Source organism: Microbacterium sp. KU4F (assembly GCF_056868075.1).
In genome coordinates this window covers 26,200-37,746 of the sequence record NZ_CP200324.1, presented here as the reverse complement: position 1 = coordinate 37,746, position 11,547 = coordinate 26,200, and the positions used below count along the sequence as shown (strand labels likewise).

10 protein-coding genes are annotated in these 11,547 nt (G+C 71.4%); 1 reads left to right on the top strand and 9 read right to left on the bottom strand.

Features of this window, described 5'->3' with window-relative positions:
- Positions 1–127: 127 nt before the first annotated feature.
- The 9 genes from AC1VNH_RS00185 to argC all read right to left on the bottom strand — a co-directional run bounded on the left by AC1VNH_RS00185 (position 128) and on the right by argC (position 10,179).
- Positions 128–1,771 (bottom strand): protein kinase domain-containing protein, encoded by a 1,644-nt coding sequence (locus AC1VNH_RS00185; RefSeq protein ID WP_483112663.1) that lies wholly within the window; start codon positions 1,769–1,771, stop codon positions 128–130.
- Between the two features lie 5 nt (positions 1,772–1,776).
- Entirely contained in the window at positions 1,777–2,241 is a 465-nt protein-coding gene (locus AC1VNH_RS00180) for a hypothetical protein (protein ID WP_483109379.1), read from the bottom strand.
- Between the two features lie 135 nt (positions 2,242–2,376).
- Positions 2,377–3,807, bottom strand: coding sequence for an argininosuccinate lyase (gene argH, locus AC1VNH_RS00175; protein ID WP_483109378.1), 1,431 nt, complete (start codon positions 3,805–3,807; stop codon positions 2,377–2,379).
- Between the two features lie 9 nt (positions 3,808–3,816).
- Positions 3,817–4,905, bottom strand: coding sequence for a heparan-alpha-glucosaminide N-acetyltransferase domain-containing protein (locus AC1VNH_RS00170; RefSeq protein ID WP_483109377.1), 1,089 nt, complete (start codon positions 4,903–4,905; stop codon positions 3,817–3,819).
- A 13-nt stretch (positions 4,906–4,918) separates the two neighbouring features.
- Entirely contained in the window at positions 4,919–5,842 is a 924-nt protein-coding gene (gene argF / locus AC1VNH_RS00165; protein WP_243227244.1) for an ornithine carbamoyltransferase, read from the bottom strand.
- Entirely contained in the window at positions 5,839–7,080 is a 1,242-nt protein-coding gene (locus tag AC1VNH_RS00160; protein ID WP_483109376.1) for an acetylornithine transaminase, read from the bottom strand. Before AC1VNH_RS00160 ends, argF begins: the two co-directional genes overlap by 4 nt.
- Positions 7,080–7,982 carry an acetylglutamate kinase gene (gene argB / locus AC1VNH_RS00155; RefSeq protein WP_243227242.1) on the bottom strand — a complete coding sequence of 301 codons (903 nt, stop codon included), beginning with the start codon at positions 7,980–7,982 and terminating at the stop codon, positions 7,080–7,082. The genes AC1VNH_RS00160 and argB overlap by 1 nt, the downstream gene beginning before the upstream one ends.
- Positions 7,979–9,136 (bottom strand): bifunctional glutamate N-acetyltransferase/amino-acid acetyltransferase ArgJ, encoded by a 1,158-nt coding sequence (gene argJ / locus AC1VNH_RS00150; RefSeq protein WP_483109375.1) that lies wholly within the window; start codon positions 9,134–9,136, stop codon positions 7,979–7,981. Before argJ ends, argB begins: the two co-directional genes overlap by 4 nt.
- Complete coding sequence (argC, locus tag AC1VNH_RS00145; RefSeq protein WP_483109374.1) at positions 9,133–10,179, bottom strand: N-acetyl-gamma-glutamyl-phosphate reductase; 1,047 nt, start codon at positions 10,177–10,179, stop codon at positions 9,133–9,135. Before argC ends, argJ begins: the two co-directional genes overlap by 4 nt.
- Positions 10,180–10,416: 237 nt before the next feature.
- Between argC and AC1VNH_RS00140 the strand changes: the two genes are divergently transcribed.
- The gene (locus AC1VNH_RS00140; RefSeq protein ID WP_483109373.1) at positions 10,417–11,547 is read left to right on the top strand and encodes an AAA family ATPase; all 1,131 of its coding nucleotides are present in this window, start codon (positions 10,417–10,419) and stop codon (positions 11,545–11,547) included.

The following is an 11,547-nucleotide window of genomic DNA, read 5'->3' as shown; positions in this document are numbered from 1 at the left end:
CTCCGTCTTTCGGGCAGGCGGAGCCCTCCCCAGGGCTTGGCCGTCAGCATCCCGTCGCGAGATGAATGCCGGATGCTGCGGACGTGTCCTGCGGGTGTCGTGCTGCGGTGCCGCGAGTGCCGTCGGCTCACGAGACCGGCGGCGCGAGGGTGGGCGTCGCCGAGGTCGACGGCGTGGGCGTGGGTGTCGGCACCGGTGTCGGAGACGGCTCGGGGCGTGCTGCCACGAGCGTGACCGCATCACCAAACGGCAGCAGCTGCCCCGCCGAGGGCCAGCTCGCGAGCGCGAGACCCGCGCTCCCGCGGCCGCTGTACTCCGTGATGGGGCGAAAGCCCGCTGCGACCACCGCCGCCTGCGCGTCGACCAGCGTCATGCCCGCCACCGAGGGCACCGCGTTGTTCCCCGTCGCGACGCGCAACGAGACCGGCGAGCCGATCTCGGGCGCCGAACCCTCCGCCGGGTCCGCGCCGAGCACGACGTCGGCCGCCGCGGGGGCGTCGACGCGGACGAGGTCTCCGAGCCGGAGGCCTGCCATCTCGAGCACGTGGGTGGCATCGATCAGAGTGAGCCCCGCCAATCGAGGCACGACGACCGTCGCGGGCGGAGGCGCCACCGTCTCGGTCGTCGTCGGCTCCGGCGTGGCGAGGGCGACGGCCGTGGGAGCAGGGCGCGACGGGGCCGCAGACGGCGCCGAGCCCGCTGCCGCGGAGACGGCGATCACGGCGACCGCGCCCACGGAGGCGGCGGCGGCCGCGATCCACAGGGGCCACCGCCGCCGGACCGCCGCGGAACCCGGCTGCGCGGCCGGGGCGGCGCCCACCGTCACCGTCGCGCCGAGGGACGCCGGCACCAGGGTGCGGTAGTGGCGGGTCGGTCCTGTCGGCTCCTCGGAGACCTCGGGAACCGCGGAGGAAGCGACGGCCGCGAGCGCCTGCCGCATCCGTTCGGCATCCGGATAGCGATCGGCCGGATCCTTGAGCATCGCCGTCGCCACGACGCGATCGAGGGCCCGCGGCACCCCGCGTCGGCGGGCGGACGGCAGCGGAGGGGCGGCTGTCAGGTGCGCACGGACGATCGCTGTCGCATCACCGGCGTAGGGCGCACGGCCGGTGAGCATGAAGAACAGCACGGCTCCGACCTGGTAGAGATCGCTCGCCTCCGTCACCGCAGCGCCGCGCAGCTGCTCCGGCGAGGCGTACGCGACGCTCGCCACCACGCCCTCCCCCGTGCCCTCGGCTCCCGACAGCAGCGCGTCGGCACCGACGGTGGGCCGGCCGGGAACATCGGCGAGACCGAAATCCAGCAGCGTGACGCTTCTGCCCACGTCGGCGTCTGACGCATCCGGGTCGATCAGGATGTTGGCCGGGGTGACGTCGCGGTGCACCACCGACTGCGCATGGGCCGCACTCAACGCGGCGAGCACGCGGTCCGCGATCGCCCGCGCTCGGGAGGGCTCCAGCGGTCCGTTCTGCTGGACATGATCAGTGAGCGTGACCCCCTGGGCGAGCTCCATCGCGATCCAGACCACCGTGGTCCCGTCGTCGGCGACGCCCGCGTCCAGGACCCTGGCGATGTTCTCGTGGTCGACGGCCCGCGCGGCGTGCACCTCCTCGAAGAAGGCGTCCCAGCGCGCGGGGTCTTCGGCGAGGTGCGGATGCAGGAGCTTGAGGGCGATCGTCTCGCCGGTGCGGGTGTCCTCGGCGGCGAAGACCGCCGCGGTCCCGCCGCTGCCGAGAAGCGAACGCAGCCGGAAACGCCCCGCGAGGAGCATGTCGCTCACCGCACGAGCTCGGAGGAGGACCCGGAGCGGGACTCCTCCTGCATGGCCATGAGCAACCGCACCGCGAGCGCGCCGGCATTGCGCGCGACGGAGCGGTTCTCGTACCGGCGCGCACCGATCATGATGATCTCCTCGTCGAGGACGACGAACCAGCCGGTGGTGCGCAGACCCGGCTCCGGATCGGAGCGGACCCTGAGCCGGTGGGCGACACCGATGAGTCGGGCGACATCGGCGCGCGCCGTCGCCTCGGACGCGGACAACCGGGCGCTGCGGCCCAGCTCGCGGTGGTTCTCGGTCAGAAGGCGCCAGCCGACGACCGTTCCGGCCGCGGGGGCAACAGCGTCCGCGACGCGGACGCTGTTGCCATGCATGGCCAGCGCATCCGCGACGGCACGCAACCAGTCGGCCGCGGCGCGGTGCGACCGCTCCGGAAACCGCGCGTACAGGAAGTGCGCAGGCATCGTCTCTCCTTCGAAGCGCACCTCGGCACAGGGGCGCGTCCGAAGCGTGGCGGGCGCAGGTCGACGCCCACCGTCCTGCGGGTGAACGGCAGAGGTCGGGCGGGCGAGGCGCGGGTTACCGGAGCGCGATCACGCTCAGATGCCGAGCTCGCGCGCGAGCGTCTGCGTGCGAGAGACGAGCTCGACGCGCTGCTCGGCCACGCGGCGCGGCGACGTGCCGCCGAAGCCGTCGCGGCTCGCCAGGGAGCCTGGCACGGTCAGGACCTCGCGCACGCCCGGCTCCAGCCGCGGCGAGACCGCGGCCAGCATGTCATCGTCCGCATCATGGAGCTCGATGCCCCGCTGCTCGCACGCCTGCACGAGCGCGCCCGAGATCTCGTGCGCCTCACGGAACGGCACACCGCGCTTGACGAGCCACTCGGCCACATCCGTCGCGAGCGAGAATCCCTGAGGTGCGAGCTGCGCCATCCGGTCGGTGTCGAAACGCGCGGTGGCGACCATGCCGGCGAACGCGGGAAGCACGAGTTCGAGGGTGGCGACCGAGTCGAAGACAGGCTCCTTGTCCTCCTGCAGATCGCGGTTGTACGCCAAGGGCAGCGCCTTGAGGGTCGCGAGCAGACCCGAGAGGTTGCCGATGAGACGACCCGACTTGCCGCGCGCGAGCTCGGCGATGTCGGGGTTCTTCTTCTGCGGCATGATGCTCGAGCCCGTCGAGAAGCCGTCGTCGAGTCGCACGAAGGCGAACTCACGCGTGTTCCAGACGATGATCTCCTCTGCGAAGCGGGAGAGATCGACACCGACCATGGCCGCGATGAAGGCGAACTCGGCCACGACGTCGCGCGAGCTGGTGCCGTCGATCGAGTTCTCCGCCGGGCGGTCGAGCCCGAGGTGCTCCGCGACCAGCTGCGGGTCGAGGCCCAGCGTGGAGCCCGCGAGCGCACCGCCCCCGTACGGGGACACGCGCGCGCGAACGCCCCAGTCCCGGAGCCGCTCGAGATCGCGCACGAGCGGCCAGGCGTGCGCCTGGAGATGGTGAGCAAGCAGCACGGGCTGGGCGTGTTGCAGGTGCGTGCGTCCGGGCATGGCCGCATCCGCGTGCGCCTCGGCCTGGGCGACGATCGCGTCGATCAGCCGGATGAGATCGCGGGCGATGACGGCGGCGTGATCGAGCAGGTACAGACGCACGAGGGTGGCGATCTGGTCGTTGCGACTGCGACCGGCGCGCAGCTTGCCGCCGAGCTCGGGGCCGACCTCGGCGATCAGTGCCTGCTCGAGGGCACCGTGGACGTCCTCATCGCCCTCGGCGGGCAGCAGTCGACCATCGGCGACGGCCGCGGCGAGAGCGTCCAGTCCCTCGTGCATGCGTCGCGCCTCGTCGGCGTCGAGGTACCCGGCAGCCGTCAAGGCCGCGGCATGCGCGTGCGAGCCGGCGAGGTCGTAGGGCGCGAGGATCCAGTCGAAGTGCGTGGATCGGCTGAGCGCTGCGAGCTCGGGCGAGGGGCCGGAAGCGAAGCGGCCTCCCCACAGGGAACCGCGATGAGTGGCGTCGTGGGGGGCGTCGTTCACCCGACCAGCCTACCGAGCACGCTCGTCGGCCGTGCGCACACTGCGGCGCGCGACCGCGGCGAACAACCGTTCAAGGGGTCCCCGCCCCATCGTCAGCGCCCATGCGGTGCACCCGGCCACGACGGCGATCGTCAGCGGCCAGAACGGCTCGAGCTCGCGGAACTCCCCCAGCGCTCCGGTATCGCCGAGTGCGACCAGCGCCCACACTGCCCAGATCAGCAGCTGGGCCGTGTACGCCGTCAACGGCATGGCCCCCGTCGCGCGCAGCGGCAGCAGCACCCACGTCACGGGAGTGCGGGCGATCAGCAGGCATCCGCCCAGGACCGCGACCGCGGTCGCCGCGCCGCCGACGACCTCGGGCAGGCCGCCCGAGTGGGGGTACGTGCTCAGCGCGACGCTCCAGTAGTCGGACGAAGCGGCCGCGGGGTCGGCGAGGCCGCCCGCTCCGTAAGCGAACAATGCGGTCCCGAACCCCATCACGACGAGGATCGCCGCGACGCGGACATCGCGCAGGTCGGTGCGCCCGAGCGCCAGGCCGAGCACCACGAATCCGATCCACAAGGGGAACGGGTACGCCCAGCCGATCACGAGCGCGATGCTCTCGCCCCCCGGGGTGCCCCAGAACGGCAGCAGCCCGAGCGCCGCCTGGATGAACGGCATGACCACGAGCAGCGCCGCCGCGACCGGGAACAGGGTCCCCGCGCCGAGTCGCAGGAGCGGCAGGGCGAGCAGGAACAGCACGGCGTAGGCGGGAAGGATCACATAGACGGGCACGCCCGTGAGGATCAGCAGGATGCCGAGCACCCAGATGAGTCCCGCGCGCACGAGCAGACGGCCGCGCGCCACGCGCAACCGCTCCCCCGACTCGGGAGTCGTTCCACCCGTCGTCAGGGCGATCGACACCCCCGCGAGGACGGCGAACAGGATCGACGATCGTCCGTTGACGATGTCGAGCCACGTCTCGGGGCGCGTCGGATCGAAGGGCTCCTCGATCGTCAGCAGGTGGGCGGCGAGCATACCGATGACCGCGAGACCGCGGGCGAGATCGATCCCGCCGAGCCGGTCGGCTCCGTTCAGCCGCGCCAGAGCCCGCCTCATCCCGCGGGTCCGATCAGCTCTGACGCAGCAGCCAGACCAGCAGCGCCTTCTGGGCGTGCAGCCGGTTCTCGGCCTCGTCCCACACCACGCTCTGCGGGCCGTCGATCACGGCGGCGTCCACCTCGTAGCCGCGATCGGCGGGGAGGCAGTGGATGAAGATCGCGCCGGGATCGGCGAGCGCCATCGTCTCCTCGGTCACCTTGTAGGCGCCGAGGTCGCGAAGGCGGGCGAGCTTCTCCTCCTCCTTGCCCATCGACACCCAGGTGTCGGTCACGATGATGTCGGCACCGGCCGCGGCCTCCAGCGGGTCCGTGAGCAGAGTGAGCGATCCTCCGGTCTCCGCGGCGCGACGATCGGCGTCGGCGACGATGTCCTCGCGGGGCGCATAGGACTCCGGAGATGCGACGCGCACGTGCATCCCCGCGGTGACGCCCGCAAGCGCGTACGAGTGCGCCATGTTCGAGCGGCCGTCGCCGAAGAACGCGAGGGTCAGCCCCTTGAGCTCGCCCTTGTGCTCGCGGATCGTCAGCAGATCGGCGAGAAGCTGGCAGGGGTGGAAGTCGTCGCTCAGCGCATTCACGACGGGCACGCGGGTGCCGCGCGCCATCTCCTCGAGCCCCGCCTGTGCGTAGGTGCGCCAGACGATCGCCGCCACCTGGCGCTCGAGCACGCGCGCCGTGTCGGAGGGCGTCTCCTTGCCGCCGAGCTGGCTGTTGGCGGTCGAGATGATCAACGGCGACCCGCCCAGGTCGGCGATACCGACGGCGAACGAGACTCGCGTGCGCGTGGAGGACTTGTCGAAGATCACCGCAACGGTCTGGGGACCGGCGAGCGGCTTCGCCGCCCAGCGGTCCGCCTTCAGCTCCAGAGCCAGATCGAGGATCTCCGCCTGCTCGGCGCTGGTCAGGTCGTCGTCGCGCAGCAGATGACGGGTCATGCGTGGGCCTCCGTGTCGGGCGATGCGCTCTCCAGCAGCAGCGCGTCGGCGACCGTTGCCAGCGCGGCGGAGAAGAGCCGGGTGAACTCGTCGATCTCGACATCGCCGATCGTGAGCGGCGGTGCGATACGGATCGTCTGATCATTGGGCGCGTTGACGACGAGCCCGTGCTGCTGGGCCGCGGCGACGACCGCCGGCGCGACGGGATGCGTGAGCGCCACACCGAGGAGCAGTCCCTGACCGCGCACGCCCTCGATGATGTCGGAGTCGATCCCGGCGATCGCCTCGCGCAGCTGCGCACCGCGCACGGCCGCGGCCTCGACCAGGCGCGCGCGCTCGATCTCCTCGAGCACGGCGCCGGCGACGGCGGTGCCCAGTGCGTTTCCGCCGAAGGTGGAGCCGTGGGTTCCGGGGTAGAACAGGTCGCTGGCTGCACCGAAGGTGATCAGCGCGCCGATCGGGAATCCGCCGCCGATGCCCTTGGCGACCGTGATCGCGTCGGGGGTGATGCCGGCGTGCTGGAAGCCGAACCACGCACCGGTGCGACCGGCGCCGGTCTGGATCTCGTCGACGATGAGCAGTGCACCGTGACGCTCGGTGATCTCCCGCGCGGCCTCGAGGTAGCCCTCCGGCAGCGGCAGGACGCCCGCCTCGCCCTTGATGGGCTCGACGAACAGGGCGGCCACGCGCTCGTCCATCGCCGCCTCCAGCGCCTCGATCGTCGAATCCAGGAACTCGACGCCGGGCACCATCGGAAGGAACGGCTCCTGCATGGCGGGCTTCCCCGTGAGCGCGAGGGTTCCCATCGTGCGGCCGTGGAACGCGCCGTTGAGCGCCAGGATGCGGGGACGATCGGTGCCGCCGTGGAGGCGAGCGAGTTTGAACGCCGCCTCATTGGCCTCGGCGCCGGAGTTGCCGAAGTACACCCGCCCCGTCTCGCCCGCACCGGACAGGCGCTTCAGGCGCGCCGCGAGGGCGAGCTGCGGCGGGGTCGCGAAGTAGTTCGACACGTGCGCGAGACGCGCCGCCTGCGAGGCGACCGCGTCGACGAACACCGGATGCGCGTGGCCGAGGGAATCGACGGCGATACCGGCGAGGAAGTCGAGATAGCGTCGGCCGTTCTCGTCCCAGAGGTACGCACCCTCACCGCGGACGAAGAGCGCCATCCGGTCGCCGACGTTGCGGACGAGGTCACGTCCGGCGTCGTCCTGCCACGCGGTCACAGTCTGTTCGGCCATCACGCCACCACCTCGGTTCCGATGCCTTTCTGAGTGAAGAGTTCGACGAGCACCGAGTGCGGCACCCGGCCATCGATGATCGCCGCGGTCGGGACGCCGCCCGTGACCGCGTCGAGGCACGCCTGCATCTTCGGGATCATCCCCGACTCCAGGCGCGGGAGCATCTCGCGCAGCTCCGCCGCCGTCAGGTGCGAGACGAGGGAGTCACGGTTCGGCCAGTCCGCATACAGGCCCGGCACGTCCGTCAGCACGACGAGCTTCACCGCGCCGAGGGCTACCGCGAGCGCCGCCGCGGCCGCATCCGCGTTCACGTTGAGCGAGTGCCCGACGTGGTCGAGATCGGGTGCGATGGAGGACACGACCGGGATGCGGCCCGCCTCGAGCTGGTCGATGATCGGCTGCGGGTCGACCGAGACGACATCGCCCACCCGACCGAGGTCGTGCTCGACGCCGTCGACGACGACACCGCGACGGCGCCCGCCGAACAGGCCCGCATCCTCACCGGAGAGTCCCGTCGCGACAGGTCCGTGCGCATTGATCTTGGCGACCAGCTGCGGGTTGATCTGTCCGGTCAGCACCATGCGCACGACCGTGATCGCCTCGGTCGAGGTGACGCGGTATCCGCCCTTGAACTCGCTCGGGATCGCGAGCCGGTCCAGCATGTTGGAGATCTGCGGGCCGCCGCCGTGCACGACGACGGGCTTGACGCCGACGTAGCGGAGGTAGGCGATGTCGGCGGCGAACGCATCCTGCAGCTCGTCGGAGACCATCGCGTTGCCGCCGTACTTCACGACGACGATCTGCTCGCGGTAGCGCTTGAGCCACGGGAGAGACTCGATGAGCGTCTCCGCCTTGGCGCTCGCGGCCGCGGGGTCGGTGTCTTGCAGATCGATACCTGTCATGAGGAGTAGGCGCTGTTCTCGTGGACGTAGTCGTGCGTGAGGTCGTTGGTGCGGATCGTCGCCTCGACGTCGCCGACCTTCAGGTCGACGACGAGGTCGGTCGCGCGCGGGGTCAGATCGACCTGCTCGCGGGGCGCGTCGGGGCCGCCGGCGGAGCAGACGCGGACGCCGTTCATCCAGACATCGACGTCGTAGGGGTCGAAGGCGGCCTGCGTGGTGCCGATCGCAGCCAGCACCCTTCCCCAGTTCGGATCGTTGCCGAAGATCGCCGCCTTGAACAGGTTGTTGCGGGCGATGGAGCGCCCCACCTCCACCGCGTCCTCCTCGGATGCGGCGTGCACGACGCGGATCGTGATGTCATGGCTCGCGCCCTCGGCGTCGCCCTGCAGCTGACGCGCCAGATCGTCGCACAGGGCCACGAGCCCCTCGCGGAAGGCCGCGGCGTCCGGCTCGACGCCGCTCGCCCCGCTGACCAGCAGACTCACCTGATCGTTGGTCGACATGCAGCCGTCGGAGTCGAGGCGGTCGAAGCTCACGTGGGTCGCGGCGCGCAGGTGTGCATCGGCGTCGGATGCGGTCAGCACCGCGTCCGTCGTGATGACCACGAGCATCGTGGCAAGACCCGGCGCGAGCATGCCCGCGCCCTTCGCGATGCCGCCGATCGTCCAGCCGTCGCCGGCGTACACGCTCGTCTTCGCGACGGAGTCGGTCGTCATGATCGCGTGCGCCGCATCAAGACCGCCGTCGGCGGACAGCGCGGCGACACCGGCTTCGACGCCCTCCAGCACCTTCGCGCGGAACGTCTCGTCGCCCGTCCCGATCAGACCGGTCGAGCACACGAGGATGTCGCCGGGCGCGACACCGAGCAGCTCCGCCGCCCTCTCGGCGGTCTGGTGGGTGGTCTGGAACCCGAAGGATCCGGTGAAGCAGTTCGCGCCGCCGGAGTTGAGCACCACGGCCTCGACGATGCCGTCGGTGATCACCTGCTCCGACCACAGGATGGGGTTGGCCTTGGCCCGGTTGGAGGTGAAGACGGCGGCGCCGACCTTGAGCGGTCCGCGGTTGACGACCACGGCCACATCGGATTTGCCGGTCGACTTCAGGCCGACGGCGACACCGGCGGCCTCGAATCCTGCGGGGGCGGTGACGGTCACGGCGCGACTCCGTTCACGGTGAGCGCGCGGTGTTCGGGAAGACCGAGCGCGATGTTCATGGACTGCACGGCGGCGCCCGCCGTGCCCTTGACGAGATTGTCGACGGCGGCGACGACGACGACGCGGTTCGCCGCGCGGTCGATGGCGAGGCCGAGGAGCGCCGTGTTGGCACCGAGCACATCGGCCGTGCGCGGGAACGCGCCCTCCGGCAGCAGCTGCACGAAGGTCTCGTCCCCGTACGCCGCCTCCCAGGCATCCCGGATCTCCGTGTCGCTGACGCCGGGGGCGATGGGGGCGGTGGAGGTGGCCAGGATGCCGCGCGACATCGGGACGATGACGGGCGTGAACGAGATGCGCACGTCGCCCCGGGCGCCGGCGCCGACGAGCGCCTGCTGGATCTCCGGGATGTGGCGGTGCGTGCCGCCCACGGCATAGGGGTTCGCCGTGCCGAGGATCTCGCTCGCGAGCAGGTTCGGCTTGAGGCTCTTCCCGGCGCCGGAGGGACCGACGGCGAGGACGCTCACGATGTCGCCGGGATCGATGACGCCGGCCGCGACACCCGGAGCGAGGCTCAGCGAGACGGTGGACGCGTTGCATCCGGGAGCGGCGATCCGTGAGGCCCCGACGAGCCGCTCACGCTGCTTCACGCCGTCGACGGGCAGTTCCGGCACACCGTAGGTCCACGGCTCGTGGAAATCGCCGCCGTAGAAGGCAGCCCATGCGTCGGCGGAGGTGAGCCGGTGATCGGCCCCGGCGTCGATGACCAGCGGCACATCGGCGAGCGCGTCGGTGTACTGACCGGACTGGCCGTGCGGCAGCGCGAGCACGACGATGTCGTGTCCGGCGAGCACGTCAGGAGTGGTCGGCTGGAGCTCGAGGTGCGCGAGCGAGCGCAGGTGCGGCTGCTGCGAGATCAGCGGCGTTCCGGCATTCGAATGCGCGGTGACCGTGCGGATCTCGACGTCGGTGTGCGCGGAGAGGATGCGGAGGATCTCGCCTCCTGCATAGCCGGACGCGCCGGATACGGCGACCGAATAGGGCATAGGTTCCACCTTAGAGTCTGGGAGCTGTGCGCTCGCGCGCACCGGCGGCATCGGCGACGCCCGCGCACCCGGACCGGTGCGGCACGCATCGCCTAGATTCGGCGGTCTCCCAGACGTCGGCGCACGACCACGCGCTGTGCGCTGTGGATGCGGGCCGAAGACATGCGCCGACGATAGCGGCGCGCGCACCGCATCCGCAAATCGGCTCGCGTCGGATGCACCGGCCAGACTGGGGCGATGCTGCAGACCATCGCCGTCTCCGGGTACCGCTCGCTCCGCGACGTCGTCGTGCCGCTGGGCGGGCTGACGGTCGTCACCGGCGCGAACGGCACGGGTAAATCCAACCTCTACAGGGCGCTGCGGCTGCTCGCGGGGGCCGCCACCGGCGGCATGGTCGAGGCCGTCGCCCGGGAGGGCGGGCTGTCGTCGCTGCTGTGGGCCGGTCCGGAGGGCGGCGGCGATCAGGGCACCCTGCGGCGCGACCCCGTGGCCGTACGGTTGGGCTTCGCGTCCGACGAGCTGGGCTACCTGGTGGATCTCGGCCTTCCCCAGACCGACGGACGAAGCCTCTTCTCCCGTGACCCGGAGATCAAGCGCGAGCAGGTGTTCGCCGGCGCGGTCGCGAAGGCCTCGTCCCTGCTCATCGATCGCCGGCGCAGCGCCACACACGTGCGCGAAGATGCGTGGATCACGCTGGATCAGTCGCTCGCCCCGTTCGAGAGCATCCTCGTCGACCTCGCCGACGGCGACACCGGGCCCGAACTGCTGTCACTGCGACGGACGCTCGCGAGCTGGCGTTTCTACGACCACTTCCGTGTGGATGCCGAAGCCCCCGCGCGGTCTCCCCAGGTGGGCACCCGGGTGCGCGCCCTCTCGCACGGCGGCGAGGACATCGCGGCGCTCTGGGCCAGCGTGCGCGAAGCGGGTGAGGGCGACGCCCTCGACGCGGAGGTCGAACGTGCCTTCCCCGGGATGCGGGTGCAGATCGACGCCGAGGACGGGCGGCTCCGGATGCGGCTTCGTCAGCCCGGCCTGCTGCGCGCGCTCGACGTCGCGGAGCTCAGCGACGGCATCCTCCGCTATCTCCTGTTGTGCGCCGCCCTGCTTCCCGCGGCCCCCGGCCCCCTCATCGTCCTGAACGAGCCGGAGGCGAGTCTGCACGAGAGCCTGCTGGCGCCTCTCGCACAACTCATCGTCTCCGCATCGCGGCGCACGCAGGTCATCGTGGTCACCCACGCGGCCGAGCTCGCTCGCCGACTCGAAGATGCCGGAGCCCTCGCGCACCGTTTGGCGCGTACCTCCGACGGCACCTTCGTCGAAGGGCAGGGCTTCCTCGACGTCCCCGCATGGAACTGGGGCAGTCGCTAG